A 14821-nucleotide genomic window follows, 5' to 3' on the forward strand; every position below is an offset into this window, starting at 1 on the left:
TCAGGCTGGTTACCGTGACAAGTATTTTTTTAAGGATCTATGGTGGCCTGCTGTTTACGCTGGTATTAGTTGCGCTGCTATCTGGGTTGGCTGTTACCATTATTAATAGTGTGCGGGTTCAAGAGTATCGGGCCGAAATGGCCAGAGGGACCTTCCGCTTAGTCGCAATGCAGCTAAAAAATAAACAGGATGCTTTGCAAGTTCTGCTATTACAACAGGCTGAACATTTATTAGGCATTCCGCTGGAGCTGGTCAAGCAGCCTGATGTACTAGAAATCAATAAAGAAGATATACAGCTACTGAAGTCAGGGGATGTTAAGGTTATTCCTCTGGCTGAAAAACAGGCGCATATTTATGCCTGGATTCAGCCAGGGCTCCTTTTGCGAGGAACCGTTTCTTCGATTTCGGAGCAACTGGCCTATGGCACTTTAATGCTGATTAAACAGCATTTAATCAGTTTTCCCAGTGCCCATCGAGAAGAGCAACTACAACAGTTGAAGAATGCCTTTAGTTACCCATTACATATGTTGAAAACAGCTGAGATAGGCTTATCAGCACAGCACCAGCAGCGCTTACGCGATGGACATATGGTGATGATATTAGGCCCAGAAGGTCAGTCAATTAAGCTATATGTAGGGCTTGAAGGAGGCAATTTAATTGACATTGATGAAGACCAGAAAGTATTAGCTGTTGGCCCGGTATGGTTTTTAGAGTTATACCCACTGAGCTTAATGGTGACTATTGTGTTATTTGTGCTCACTTCTATTAGCTTAGCCATTTATATTTTAGTCAGAGGGCTAGAGCAGCGGCTGAAAAAAATGGAGCAGGCTGCAACCAATATCTCCCGCGGTAATTTAGATGCCAGGGTGAGAGTGAGAGGGTCTGATTCCGTTGGTCGATTAGCCATGGCATTTAATGGCATGGCCAGTCATATACAACGGTTGTTGAGTATTCAAAAAGAAATGATTCGTGGCGTATCTCATGAGCTAAGAACGCCTGTTGCGCGGTTGCGTTTTGGCTTGGAAATGGTGGCGGATGCCACTTCCAAAGCAGAGCAGCAAAAGCAGCTGGATGGCATGGATAAAGATATTCAAGAGCTGGATCACCTAGTAGATGAAATTTTAACCTATGCGAGTCTAGAGCAAGGTGCCCCCGTTATTCATTTTAAGCGGGTAGATATTGACACTATTTTAGAGCAGGTAGTCAATGAACAGTCCCATATAAATTCGTCCATTGCTATTGCCTTCCAGCCTAGTCATTTATCCGAGCACCGTCGTAAAGTCGATGTTGAACGTCGCTATATGCACCGAGCGGTACAAAACCTGGTGGCAAATGCCTGTCGATATGCTAACCAACAAGTACTCGTCAGTTTTTCAGTCAATGCCGAAACTTGCCGTGTTGATGTAGAAGATGACGGACCAGGTATTCCCGAAACAGAATGGGACCGAGTATTCACCCCATTTGCTCGATTAGACGACAGTCGCACCCGCGCCTCTGGTGGTTATGGTTTAGGCTTATCCATCGTACGACGCATTATGTATTGGCATAATGGCACCGCACAAGTTGATCACAGTAGTTTGGGCGGCGCTAAATTTAGCCTGGTCTGGCCAAGGCGGAAGGGGAGTTAGGGGGTTTATACGCAAGCCTTAACTTAACGTGTGTAAAAGTGAGCACAGTATTAATGAACTATGAGGCATAATGAGTTTGAGTTTACTTCTATTCTGATAGTAACAAAGAGCTAAGGATATCCTATTTACCAAAGCCTAAATTATATTTTTCGGAGTACTAATGACTCATAATCAAACTACATCTAACCAGCTTCCACAGCGCCAGTATCTGAGAGCCGTTTATTAATAATTAAGTGTAAAGTTAGTATGTAGGATCGAAAAATAATTATTGAAAAAGTAATTAATTCTGCTGACCGCTATGGACCATCCAATCCACAACAGTTAAAGCAGCTGTTGTTCAGTGTGACTCTAATACAACAAAAGGGTTAGAAATTGTAACTAGGGAGCTAGGGCCTGTTAACACTATTTGAACCACCACTGCCGGAGACTGTTTTTTGTCCAGCAAGGCACAAGGAATGCTGTGTAGTCATTCTACATAAATGACTTGTAACACAGCTGGCTGTAAAAGTGCTACTCGTCACAGGGGTAAACACCTAATAAAAAGTAACGTAAACAGCTAAGATTGATGATTAGTTAGTATTAACTTGATGAGTTTGATTGTAAATATTGTAAATTAATTTGCTAATTTTTAAAACTTTAGATATTCGTAAATATGTATAGCACTTTGTATTCTTTGAGCCAGAGTCTACCAAAAGATATTGGTTAATAAGCCTTGTTTAAGGGAATGTTTATAATAAAGCAATAAAAATTTATAACAAGAAATACAAGGAGTGTTGTTTTGTTAATAAAAAATGTTTTACTTATACTAATATCATTATTAGTAAGTAGCAATCAAGCTGTTGCATACAACAATATGCACGTTGATAAAGAATATAATCACCTGCCCGTTTTAGATCCGGTATATTACAACCTTAGTAATTTTATAAAAAACATTTCATTAGTTAATTGCACATTAAACAACGGAAGAAAAACGCAATGCTTTGAATTAAAAGTAAAAAGTACGCCGATCAATGATGGTCCTTATTGCCCAGAAACACTTGATGATATTGGTGGTATTTATATATATGACGGTAAAACCAATCCGGGGCTTAGACTGCTCGATAAAATATTTTTTATTAATATGGAAATAGATGGTTATGACATTGTAGATGAAAACGAAAATATACGTAAATACTTCATGAGATTAGACAAACAGGCACCGCCTCCAGATCAGCAGTATGACTACTGTATTGAAGCAGAAAAAGACATTAATCTACAACTAACGTATAAAATTCCTGCTTACCCTGAATTTGCAAATAAAGTGACGCCCATGGCGTCAGCCATTGATATTGTTGGCTTATCCTTACATGGCCTTCCTGTGAATGGATTGCCGCCATCTGTTGTAAAAGGACCCAATAATATAGGAGGCGGTAGTGTGCCTGCATTGGATCCATGTGGAGGACATATCTTAGATGGTTTTTATCACTCACATATTATCCCTGAAACAATTAATGAAAAACTCCTTCGTAATCATATTTTTGAAGTTGAGTGTGAGTCGATACCACAAAAATACGAATCACAACTGACAGGATATGCAATGGATGGCTTTCCTATATATGGACGTCAGGAAATAACAGGGTTACCTCCCCAAAACCTTGATAAATGTAATGGCCATGTTGGAGCTACATTCCACTATCCTTTCGGTATATACCACTATCATGCGGTATTTAATGAGGATGTTGATATACCAAGGTGTTTATCAGGAGAGCTTGCTAAAGAGCAACTTGTTGTAGAGTAAACGCCTCAAACCCCGGTTCATAAAGCTTAACCAGTTCATAGTAGGTATAATCCCTTATAGCTGCTCTTGGTTTTTATATGTATGTTACAAAAATGTAACAGCTGATTAAAAAACGATCTTGTTACCTGTCCTATAAGGAGAAGCTAAGCTATCGATAACCTGAGAGGTAAAAAGCTATGCTAAGTACTACTAAAAAACTAACTGTTAGATCTGTATTAGTTTTACTTACAACTTTCGTATCAGTTGCAAATGGCTATGCAGACAGTATGCGTTGTGGTAGTAAATTAATTACATCAGGTGATTCAAAAGCTAAGGTACTCTTGCTTTGTAAAGAGCCAATGTTAAAAGAAGATTTAAGTCAAAAAATTGTTAACAAATCAAATTGGAATAACTTAAACGGATACTCTTCTGAAGCGGTTACATACATAAATATAGAAAAATGGACATATAATCGAGGAAAAGGCAAATTTTTGGGTGTAGTAATTTTTCGTGATGGTGTAGTTGATGCAATAGAAGTAGGTGATCGAGCTTAAATAGGTTCTTTTGGTTGGGAAGTACTTAGCTAGCTTTAATCCAAGCGTTGCTAGCACCCATAAAACAAAATACAGCTAATACATAATAAGGTAAGAGTGGTAGAATTTTGTTAAATCAATTAGAAGAATTAGCTTCGGCATTTGTTATTGCTGAGATGAAAACAGACTTAGCTCATGATTTTAACCATATATTAAGAGTTGTAAAAACAGCTAAAGAGTTATGTGAACAAGAACGAGCTGTTAGTGAAATAGTAACTCCAGCGGCTTGGCTACATGATTGTTTTTCATTACCTAAGAACCATCCTGACAGAACCAATAGCTCAAAATATGCTGCTGATAAAGCAGTTCAGTTTTTAAGTGAAATCAATTACCCTGAAAAATATTTAGAGCCAATACATCATGCTATTGTTGCCCATAGCTTCAGCGCTAACATCACACCAAGAACACTAGAGGCCAAAATTGTTCAGGATGCTGATCGTCTTGATGCGCTTGGTGCAATAGGCATCGCTCGATGTATGCAAGTAAGCGCGAAGCTAGAACGAGAACTTTATAGTACTAATGATCCGTTTTGCCAGTTAAGATTACCAGATGATGGGAAATATACTGTAGATCATTTTTATAAAAAGCTTTTGTTGATTGCTGACAGCGTAAATACTGAGTCAGCTAAACTAGAAGCAAAGAAAAGAACTCAGTTCATGTTAAACTTTCTAAAACAATTAAACTTGGAAATTCTGTCAAATAGCGGATAGAAGTCGCACACAGCTGGGACCTTTTCAGTGAAAACTGATATGACGGGTTTTCGCAATGCAAACTCATATTTTTAATTCACTCATCGTGACTGAAGGTTAGCCCACCACAATACTTACCCAAGACTCCTTCTAAGTTGGTAGAGTCATCGCTAGTATTGCACTGAACCAATAAAGCCTAAGACACCAGTCGGCAGTAACAGCACCCACTGTGGAAGTTTAATGAATGTGTGATGTTTAAAAAAGTACCAGCCCACACACATAAAAACAGCTGCGAAAGAAACATAGGTTAGAGAAAGCCCTAATACTACAGTAGTAAGGTAGTTTGCATTTACCCATCCGGCATAAATCAATAAAGCTGATGATGTGACAAGAATGACTGTTACTATATGCCAACAGGCTAATAACGTTGCTTTAGGGATATCGTCTAGCTCAGATTGAAGAAATGGCCGAACAGGGGCGATTTGTCCTGCAAAAATATGAACCAGTGAAGTTAACAATCCCAAAACCCCTGCACTAAAAATCCAAATATTCACTCAACATCTCCGTGTAAACATTAATAAGCATGACTATAACGTACCTGATAGTACACAGTAGATGTGATATTTAGAATTACTGATTCAATTTATTAAGTAACCAGTATTACTCCATAGGCTGTTTAGTATCAGGTGCTTGAACTTTGATAATGGTTGCCGACATTGATCGCTTCATCAGTTATTCTAAAAGCAATCTAAGTTTGTTAGCAAAGTGTGTATGAAATGACAGACGTATTTATAACTGGCGTTGGTAAATGTCTACCGGGCAAGCCGGTTAGCAATGATGAGATCAGCGCTATTATTGGTAAGATTAGTGACCGAAGTGACTCACTAGGTGCTGCGACCTTAAGAAAAAATGGTATAAAAAAACGGTACTATGCCTTAACAGCCAATGGTGATTATACCCATACGAATGCGCAAATGGCAGCAGAGGCAATTCATGCAGCATTCGCCCATGCTAAACGCTCACCTGATAGTGCTGATTATTTAGCAACGAGTACAACACAAGGTGACTATTTAGTACCAGGTTTTGCCAGTGCAGTTCATGGTGAGTTAGGTATTCCCCCCTTAGAGCTGGCTTCGTTCCAAAGTGTTTGTGCCAGTAGTCTGATGGCAGCTAAAAGTGCCTGGCTTGCGGTGCGAACCCATGAAGCTCGGCTAGCCGTTGCCAGTGGCAGTGAGTTTTCCAGCCGCTGGTTTCAACCAGGGTTTTATCAGCCTTTTTATAATGAAAGCTCAAAGCCTGACCCTGAGTTGGAATTTTTACGCTGGACGCTTTCTGATGGAGCTGGTGCAATGGTGTTTGAGCCAGAACCCAAGCCACAAGGAATATCTTTACGAGTCGACTGGATTAAACAAAAGTCATTTGCTGACCGGTTTCCCCCCTGTATGTATGCGGGGGCTGCCTCAAATAAAACCACCAACAATCAGCCATGGAACTTATATAACAGCCCTGCTGAGGCATACCAGGCAGGCGCGATTGCATTGAAACAAGACTTTACTTTACTCTATAAAATGTTTCCTGCCTGGGTAGGGTATTACCTGGAGTTATTGGATAAATACCAGCTTGATCCTAATGATATTGATTATTTTCTGCCCCATTATTCTGCTCAATCTCTGGGGCAGGAAATGAAAAAGCTATTAATTAAAACTGGAGCGATGATTCCTGAAGAGCGTTGGTTTTCTAATTTAGTGCATTGTGGTAATACAGGTACGGCTTCAATATTCATTATGTTAGATGAACTGGTAAAAACCCAACCACTGACAGCAGGTCAGAAAATATTGTGTTTTGTGCCTGAAAGTGGTCGGGGTATTTGTTCATTTATGCATCTCTCTGTGTTTGATAATAATTAAGGTTGTCATTATGACAAGTTCAGATTTACAGCTGATTTCTACCCAGCAAGTATTACGTCAACTGACGATTGTGTGGGCTGATTTTGAAAGCCGCTTACTTCAAGTGCCGATTATTTTTCGAGCAATCAATAACCAGCTACAACTGGAAGACTATCGTCGTTTATTGGCAGACCACTATCATCAAGTAAAAGAGGGGAGTGGCTGGATTTGTCGAGCTGCTTCTTCAATTACCGAACCTTATTTGGAGCAGCGGGCGGTGTTCATTGGCCATGCGACAACTGAACATCAGGATTATAAAATGCTTGAACGCTGTTATCAGGCTACGGGAGGTGATATTAATGAGCTACATAAACAGGACAAAAATATAGGCTCTGAAGCATTATCGGCCTGGATGTATTATAAGGCCAGTCAACCTAATCCTTTCGATTTAATCGGTGCAATGTTTATTATTGAAGGGCTAGGCAAGCAGTTTGCCCAAACGTTTGCTGAAGCACTGCAGCATAATATGGGGATATCTGTAGAACAATTGGAGTTTTATACTTATCATGCAGAACATGATGAAGCTCATCTTGATGAGTTAGAAGCCATTTTAAACACGGGTATCTTGACGATTCCTAATATCCGGCATGAAATTATCCGGACGGCTAAAGTGACAGCCAGGCTTTATTTATTGCAATTAGAAGAATTAGGCAATTACTAAAATGACATGGCATAATAATTTTGCTGAGCAGCAGATTAATAAAGACGATCCTAACCCTTGGTTGGCATTATACCTTGATAACAGCTTGCCTATGCACACAGCGGCTAAACGAGCGTTATTGCAAGGACAAAATAGTTGGTCTCGGCGACTGTTACTGCCAATTATAAGGCCGTTGGCACGGCTAATGATTATTGTCGTGCAATTGTTGCGAATGGTTATTCCCAGCAAATGGAGTTCCTCTAAAGTATTACATTACACTATTTATTGGGGGTTAAAGCATTTTGTAAAAAGAGATGCTAATTATTTAATTTTACGACACTTTAACATTGGTACTGAGCTGCTACAGTTTATTGCTGATAATGCAGGAGTGAACATTGAGTCGACTATACCGTCAAGACCAAAAACCCTTGAAGATTTAAAAAACGATACTTTTCTTATTCATGACCTAAACGTATATAATTTTATAGCAGAGTTGAATCAAAAGTTAAAAGAAACTGGGCGGGAATTTGAAGCGCCAGAAGTCATTAATTATGATGCAATCACTGATGATGAGTTTGACATTGACCCAGGCAAACAGGGAGCATTAAACGTCATTGACTTACAGACAGCCGTGGAAGCTTATACGCCGTTATATGCCTTACTGCTATCTGACCATGATTTCTGGCGAGCCAGTAACTCATTACAGTTAGACGAAACCTTTGCTATTTATATTAGTAAATTGATGCATGACCCCTTGGCCGTGACCTTGGTGAGTAATCGTCATCCAACGGTACCTTTTTCTACTCTTCAGGCAGGTTTTCGGTTAATGCTACATGGATTAGATGCAGAAATCCTGCATGGTTATCTACGTGAACAAAAGCGGAAGGCACATAAGGCAGTGTGTCTTTAAAGGAAACCTCAGTTGAGTATGAGCAGTATGTATAACACTGCTCACTTTAGGTCTGCTATACCACCATTGCTAGCTAACTATACTTTATTGGGCATTTTCTATTAGTAACTGCCCATTTCCATATGGCACTATCTGATAACCAGTCAATACTGGATCTTGACGAACAATAATTATATTACCTCTGACTAAATTAATAAGTATTATACCTAATGATTTTTGATCCAAAGTATTTGGAGCCAAATAAACTTCGGCTGCACATAAATCAGCTGAAATTGAGATGTTATTGGATACACCCGCGTTACATAACTCTTTCAAATTTGACCATAATATAGTGTTTGCCATTTTAGCAGGGACTTCATGACCTATAAATTTACCATGTATTTGTATATCAATGCTCTTGTCTGAGTCATTATATACTTCAAGTTCGTTAGGGATTGCATACAACTGAAGTGGTAAACTGATTGAAATTGCTATTATTAAGTATTTGAGTATTTTCATTATTCCTCCTTGAAGCAAGATGGTTATTGTTAGTGCATTAAAAAATAACGGCTGTTATATTTTATGTGTTGATTAACTTAAGAATAAGCTAAATCTTTATAGAAGATCCTTTATATATAAATAAATTGTTAGTGCTAACTTTTGTTTTTGCTGTTTTGTCAGCATCATAATAAATTACTGTTAAAGCTATTGTCGATTAAAAACGGTTGTAGTGTTTTGGTATCGCTTATGCAAAATCCTTTTCTGGAGATTAAGTAATTGGTTTGTTAAGATGGCCCATGATGTTAGGCACTGTTTTACTATAGTGTACTTCCATCATACTATTATCTTGTTTTTATGGACTAAAAACCTATGAACTATAAAAAAGTTTCAATGTTGTTGGCAAGTATCGCCATTGCATCGAGTGTTTCAGCAAATGACTTTGGTCGTTACCACAAACTAACTACAATGTTTCTTGAGAATGAAAATAAGTGCTTAGAGGGAAATAGAGTTGCACCTGGATCGACTTTAAAAGGGGCTGCTTTTATGGACACTTGCCAGAATGTTACAGGACAACGTTGGAAACTCATTCCTGTAGGAGGCGAGTACTTCAAATTAACTACACAGTTCCTTGAAAGTGAAAATAAATGCTTAGAAGGAAATAAAGTTGCACCAGGGTCTACTTTAGGCGGTGCAGCTTTTATGGATACCTGCCAAAATGTAACGGGTCAACTGTGGAAAAAAATTCCAGTAGGAAATGGTTACTTTAAACTAACGACCAAATTCTTAGAAAACGAAAATAAGTGTTTAGAAGGTAATAGACATGCTCCAGAGTCTACACTCGGTGGTGCTGCATTTATGGATAATTGCCAAAGTGTAACTGGCCAGCTTTGGAAATTTAAGTAACTAGCAAATAATCATTGCTATAATATAAATAATATTAACTGGTTATTTGTTGATATTTGTTCGGTGTAAATATTGTGAGTTAATAAATATTTGCACTGAATTGATTATCCCTTTCAGTATGACACATCAACATGATCTGATACTAATACAATGAATGATAATTGTTGCTGCCAGCTGGTTATATAAGTATAGATAGGGTTGCGAAAGACTGAATTGTTTAATATCCATAAATGAAAAAAATACCTACCTTGTTATCCGTTAGAGTACATCTTACTACTAAAGCATAATTTCTATAATTCATACTATTCACTATATTGTTAGCTCTTGCTATCAGCTTATGTTGTTTGTACAACTAAAGTCTGGTTGATAATAAACATAAAATATATAGGGTTAACAATGAATAAAAATAAGATCAATACTGTTATAGGTATAGTGTTTACACTGTTTGTGAGTGGAGTTTTTGCTTCTCCAAGTACAGTAACAGGTGATATTAGCAAATATCAGGAATATGTTGATAGTATGCCTGATTATGCAGTGACTACAGACTTTAAAAAATATTTTAGAATTCTCCAAAACCCTCTTCGAATCATTAATATTACTAACCAGTGTAGAGTTGCTCACTATTTAATTACGGATAGCGCTGGAGGCTATCAATACCATGAATATAGAGTTGAGTCTCGTCAAGTAGTACCTATGTTGAAGGTTGATCCCCCTCGTGGTGGTGGCTGGGTTAAACAAGAGTATCTTTATTCTGAAGTTTGTTAATTAAAGAGGCCCGCTTCACAGAGGCGGGCTTTTAAGGCTCAGATATTTGAGTGCTATTAATGATTGAGCTAGCGCTTATTAAAGTAATTTAGTGATATATGATAATTATGTTCTTCTGAGGTATCTAAATCGGGCGCGTTAATTGTCTCCTTGGGGGCATTGGGCTCAAAGTCGGGGTCTATATATTCTCGAATTAAATGGGTTGCATTGGTATTGTAACTTGCTTTAATGGCAGCAGAAGGTGTCTGTTGGTGGGTTTCCTCATAAACGGCACTGATAGGTGGCAGATTAAACCCTTTTGCTAACACCTTATCTGCTGAGCGCAATGCACCTTCTACCCAACCTTGATAGTCAGAATAAGCCTCACCACAAACATATAAGCCTGGTAAAGGTTCTGCTAACTGGTCCATGATGGCTTTATCATCGGCATGTAACGCCCACTGGTGAACACCGTAACCAAATTGCTCACTGGGGTTTGCATCAAATCGGGTACTGCCATCCCAGATACGTGCACTGGTTAATGTTGGTTGTGGCACATAGTGGGTAGAGAATAATGATTTAAAAAACTCGGTGGCGGTATTCACTACAGCTTGGGAAGCTGCATAGAAGTGTCCTTTATACTTCTCTTGCATAGGTGAGTTAAATAAAGGACCGTTATGTTGTAGGGCTTTCCAGAAGTTGATATTTAGAAAATCACAGTAAATAGTTAATGCAGCAGGTTTTTCATATTTACTTTGATTAATTTGGTCAATTTTTTCCCGTAAATGTTTGGGTACGTCTTTTTGGTGGCTTTTGAGCCAACTTTGGTATTCGAGTGCAGCAACCAGTTCATTATCAATCGCATAAAATGGATAGACTGAGCCGAGTGGTAAATCAGAAAAGTTAGGCCCAAATGAAACGGGTGGGCGTCCAGTTATGTTATTACCCCACCAGGCTTTATCATAATATAAGTTAATTTTTAATAAGGCCTGGTTGGTGGTGGTTTGTAGCGTATCCCATAATTGTTTGGATTGATCGTTAGGTAAGTGATTTAATGCATCGGAGTTAATAAACAGCTTTTCCAAAGCCAGCCGGGGTAATCCTAAAATGACTTGCTTGGCATGAATTACATTTGAGGTGATAGCGCCATTAGGTGTTGTGGTTTGATAACTTAATGCATAATCGCCATTTTCTTCGCGTCTATCAATACTTTCTAAATGGGTTTTTAAGAAAATTCGCTCTTTGCCAATAGCATTGACCAGTGCGTTTGGTAAGGTACTAAAGCCATCTTTAAAGGTTCTGAATTGAGGATCATTTGGGAAGTCTTCTAGCAGCTGATAGGCAACACCTGCATTCATTTGTGATAAAAAGGTACCGTTAAAACCTAATAAACGATAGAGAAGGGTAATACATTCATTGGAATAACCCATTTCGGTTAGTAGGTTCCAAAGTGTCCAGTCTTTTAAGCAAACCCCATTCCACTGACATTCCAATCGAAATTTTTGCCAAAAAGTAGGTGTGCGTTTATTTGGTCGCTCAGTAAAATGTGGATTAACATCAAGAATACGGTTAAACACCATATTAATAATTGATTTCGGGTCGATACCTTGCTCAATTGGCTCAAGGTTATAAAGTTCCTGCCAGATTGAATAATTATTTTCTTTGGCAATTTGGTTATTAAAGCTTTCTCCTCTAAAATACAGTCTGTTGTTACCACCACTGTCCATTGGGAAGGGTACAATTTGATCGTCAATATCCAGTAATAAAAACAGACTCATTAAATCGTCCATATTATCGAAGGTAAAGCGCATACCGCCTTCTTCTTCCTTGACGGTAACTTCATCACTGAACTCAATCAGATCAGAGTCTAAACGGCCACCTGTACGGTGTGAGCGCTCTAAAATAACAATATTTTTATCTGGATAATCCTTTAAAATTCGCCAGGTGGCATATAAGCCAGACATGCCTGCACCAATGACAACAACGTCAGCATAGGCTGGAACCTGCTTATCGTGCGCTAAATCTTTAAGTGTAAAATGTGGCATAATTCCTCCTTGAGGGTAGGGTGTTCTTATTTTTATAATTAATTAACTTGCTTAAAAAGGAGCGACTCCTTCTTTGGGCAAGGGCACTTCAAATGAAAAAACAATAGTGGTAATCATTCGATACAGACCACAGGCAATCGTTAAATCAAGTAAGCCATCCAAACCTAAAAATTCGATTAAAATATTTTGGGTCTTGGACGGAATATTTCGTTGATGAACAATGTGTTGGGCAGCTTGCCAGGTAGTTAAATATAAAGGCTTCATTTCTGCAGTGGCAATATCACCAGCAAGTACCTGATCTATGACACTTTGCGGCAAGCCTGCTTTAAGTGCTGGTTGGACATGTTTTTCCCAAACAAAAGGGGCGCCCAGCTCTCGGGCTGTTGCTAAAATACCTAACTCACGAATATCGCCTGCCAGGTTACTTTCATAACGAACATAAGTGCCTAATTGACCGACATGCTCTGCTAATGCAGGGTGATTAAGTAGCGTACGATACATGCCGGATAAGCTTGTTCTGGGGCCTGCCAGTTTGTCATAAACAGCCTTGCCCTGATCATCAAGTTCATCTCTGGTGGGTAAGGGAAGTTTCGCCATAATGATGAGTCCTTATTTTTTATAATCAGTCCTTGTAACTACAGCAAAGGGTGAACGTAATACCCAATGTGAAGGATATATCTATCCATCTACCCAGGATGTGTGTTCTATCATTTCTTGTCGCCAGGGATTAATTGGCGTTTCATAGTGAGGGTCACACCGGGCATCAATAACAAACGGACCAGTTGCTTTAAATGCCTGCTCAAATGCTTTCTCTAATTGGTCGGGTTTTTCTACTCGGATACCGTCACCACCCAGTGAGCGGGAGAAAGCAGCCCAGTCATGGGTGCTGAGTGTGGTAATTTTTTTGGCGATAGGGGATTTGGCCCTCAAAAATACATTACCAAGTGCACTGTTGTTGATGACTAAAACAATTAAATGAATCTTATGGTGTGCTGCGGTTTGTATTTCGATACCGTTCATTAGCATACAACCATCACCTGTGATGACCACACAGGGTTTTTCTGGGCAGGCAATTTTAGCGCCGACCCCAGCAGGTATGGCCCACCCCATTGGTGCTAATGCGGTGGCTGTTAAGTAGCTACGTGGCAGGCAACTATTCCAATAATGTCCTGCAAATGCACGGTGAGCGCCAGAATCACCGACAATCACCGTATTTCTAGGTGCAGCTTTTTGTAGTTCAGCAATAACTCGCGCAGGGTGTAGCGGTGTTGCATTATTTTGCATGTCCTCCGCTTGATAATAACGAGGATACTCTTTGATAGTAGCTAGCCATTGTTGTCGATTTTTGTTGCCTTGTTCTAAAGGCTTTAGCTGCTTGGTTTGGTTGGGTTCCAACAGCCAGGTTAATAAGGTTTTTGCATCCGCATTAACGGCATAATTAATCGGAAAATTTTTGGAAAAAATGGTACTATCCGCATCAACATGGTAAATACCGGCTTGGGGGCTTAAATGTTTATCCCAGCGCATGGTATCTCGCTGGTTAAGGCTAGAACCAATTACTATAAGTAAAGTAATATTATCAACGCCTTGATTAGGACAATTTGCATCGGCTGGGTCATGATTTAATAATGCTCTTGTCGAATGGTTGGTACCTGCATAGCCAAAGACGCCAAGCGATAAAGGATCATCTTCGGGGAAAATACCTTTGGCTTTTAATGTGGTTGCAACGGGAATTTGATAATGGCTGGCAAACTGATATAGCGCTTCACTGGCTTCTGAACGGGTGCAACCACTGCCGGCAAGAATGGCAATATTGCCTTTAGCATGTTGAATGAGACCGGTGAGTAATTGGTCGGCACCGGTTAAGTCTATAAAATTGGGTTGTTTAATTACATTTTTAAGGGATGCATCGAGATTTTGCTTATCAATAACGGCCTCTGCTTGTATTTCTTTGGGAATACTTAAACTGACGGGTTGGGATTTACTCCCTAACATGGTTCTCATGGCAGTCTGAAAGTAATGAGGTACCAGTTTACAGTTGGGAATTTGTTGAGCAAATGCGGTAACCGGTCTTAATAAATTAATATCATTTAAGCCTGCTGCACTGGCATCTTGGAACCCCCCTCTACCATTCCACAACGTGGGTATTTCGCCTGTAATGGCAAGCACAGGGGATTGGTCTGTATAGGCGGTAGCCAATGGGCCAATCATATTGGCGGTACCTGGACCACCAATTCCCATACAAACCCCAAATTTACCGCTGGCGCGTGCATAACCATCAGCCATATAAGCGGCACCTGTTTCGCTGGCTGCCACCACCGCATTCATCTCATTTGGTTGATCGCCAAATTCATCAAGAAAGGGATCAACCACACCACCTGGAACCATAAACACATGTGAAACACCGTATTGTTTGATGGTATTCAATAAATACGTTGTTGTTTTTGTTCCGGTCGTCATAGTCAGCCCCTATAAATAATGTTGTTT

Annotated in this window: 14 protein-coding genes; 9 read left to right on the forward strand and 5 right to left on the reverse strand. The window is 39.4% G+C overall.

The window, feature by feature from the left end:
- Positions 1-14: 14 nt before the first annotated feature.
- The 4 genes from ORQ98_RS08765 to ORQ98_RS08780 all read left to right on the forward strand — a co-directional run bounded on the left by ORQ98_RS08765 (position 15) and on the right by ORQ98_RS08780 (position 4687).
- Entirely contained in the window at positions 15-1628 is a 1614-nt protein-coding gene (locus tag ORQ98_RS08765; RefSeq protein WP_274688423.1) for an ATP-binding protein, read from the forward strand.
- Positions 1629-2406: 778 nt separating this feature from the next.
- On the forward strand, positions 2407-3405 hold the full coding sequence (locus ORQ98_RS08770; RefSeq protein WP_274688424.1) for a YHYH protein: 999 nt from the start codon (positions 2407-2409) through the stop codon (positions 3403-3405).
- Positions 3406-3581: 176 nt separating this feature from the next.
- Positions 3582-3938 (forward strand): DUF2845 domain-containing protein, encoded by a 357-nt coding sequence (locus ORQ98_RS08775; protein ID WP_274688425.1) that lies wholly within the window; start codon positions 3582-3584, stop codon positions 3936-3938.
- 107 nt (positions 3939-4045) lie between these two features.
- Positions 4046-4687 carry an HD domain-containing protein gene (locus tag ORQ98_RS08780; protein WP_274688426.1) on the forward strand — a complete coding sequence of 214 codons (642 nt, stop codon included), beginning with the start codon at positions 4046-4048 and terminating at the stop codon, positions 4685-4687.
- A gap of 149 nt (positions 4688-4836) precedes the next feature.
- Here the strand turns inward: ORQ98_RS08780 and ORQ98_RS08785 are convergent, their stop codons facing one another.
- Positions 4837-5220, reverse strand: coding sequence for a hypothetical protein (locus tag ORQ98_RS08785; RefSeq protein WP_274688427.1), 384 nt, complete (start codon positions 5218-5220; stop codon positions 4837-4839).
- A 222-nt stretch (positions 5221-5442) separates the two neighbouring features.
- Between ORQ98_RS08785 and ORQ98_RS08790 the strand changes: the two genes are divergently transcribed.
- Genes ORQ98_RS08790 through ORQ98_RS08800 form a run of 3 tightly spaced genes read left to right on the forward strand, consistent with a single transcriptional unit; the run spans position 5443 to position 8162 of the window.
- Positions 5443-6573, forward strand: coding sequence for a beta-ketoacyl-ACP synthase III (locus ORQ98_RS08790; RefSeq protein ID WP_274688428.1), 1131 nt, complete (start codon positions 5443-5445; stop codon positions 6571-6573).
- Positions 6574-6583: 10 nt separating this feature from the next.
- A complete protein-coding gene (locus tag ORQ98_RS08795; RefSeq protein ID WP_274688429.1) occupies positions 6584-7273 on the forward strand; it encodes an iron-containing redox enzyme family protein in 690 nt (229 codons plus the stop codon).
- Position 7274: 1 nt separating this feature from the next.
- Entirely contained in the window at positions 7275-8162 is an 888-nt protein-coding gene (locus ORQ98_RS08800; RefSeq protein ID WP_274688430.1) for a DUF6999 family protein, read from the forward strand.
- A gap of 84 nt (positions 8163-8246) precedes the next feature.
- On the opposite strand, the gene ORQ98_RS08805 is transcribed toward ORQ98_RS08800, so the two are convergent.
- Positions 8247-8660, reverse strand: coding sequence for a hypothetical protein (locus ORQ98_RS08805; protein ID WP_274688431.1), 414 nt, complete (start codon positions 8658-8660; stop codon positions 8247-8249).
- 351 nt (positions 8661-9011) lie between these two features.
- Between ORQ98_RS08805 and ORQ98_RS08810 the strand changes: the two genes are divergently transcribed.
- Positions 9012-9545, forward strand: coding sequence for an RICIN domain-containing protein (locus tag ORQ98_RS08810; RefSeq protein WP_274688432.1), 534 nt, complete (start codon positions 9012-9014; stop codon positions 9543-9545).
- A 396-nt stretch (positions 9546-9941) separates the two neighbouring features.
- A complete protein-coding gene (locus tag ORQ98_RS08815) occupies positions 9942-10310 on the forward strand; it encodes a hypothetical protein (RefSeq protein ID WP_274688433.1) in 369 nt (122 codons plus the stop codon).
- Positions 10311-10378: 68 nt separating this feature from the next.
- Here ORQ98_RS08815 and ORQ98_RS08820 read toward each other — a convergent pair whose 3' ends face one another.
- The 3 genes from ORQ98_RS08820 to ORQ98_RS08830 all read right to left on the reverse strand — a co-directional run bounded on the left by ORQ98_RS08820 (position 10379) and on the right by ORQ98_RS08830 (position 14794).
- Positions 10379-12334 carry a flavin monoamine oxidase family protein gene (locus tag ORQ98_RS08820; protein WP_274688434.1) on the reverse strand — a complete coding sequence of 652 codons (1956 nt, stop codon included), beginning with the start codon at positions 12332-12334 and terminating at the stop codon, positions 10379-10381.
- Positions 12335-12385: 51 nt separating this feature from the next.
- Positions 12386-12931: a carboxymuconolactone decarboxylase family protein gene (locus tag ORQ98_RS08825; RefSeq protein ID WP_274688435.1), complete on the reverse strand. Its 546-nt coding sequence runs from the start codon at positions 12929-12931 to the stop codon at positions 12386-12388.
- 81 nt (positions 12932-13012) lie between these two features.
- Positions 13013-14794: a thiamine pyrophosphate-binding protein gene (locus ORQ98_RS08830; protein ID WP_274688436.1), complete on the reverse strand. Its 1782-nt coding sequence runs from the start codon at positions 14792-14794 to the stop codon at positions 13013-13015.
- Between the last annotated feature and the right edge of the window lie 27 nt (positions 14795-14821).

It is taken from the genome of Spartinivicinus poritis, assembly GCF_028858535.1.
Classification (GTDB): domain Bacteria; phylum Pseudomonadota; class Gammaproteobacteria; order Pseudomonadales; family Zooshikellaceae; genus Spartinivicinus; species Spartinivicinus poritis.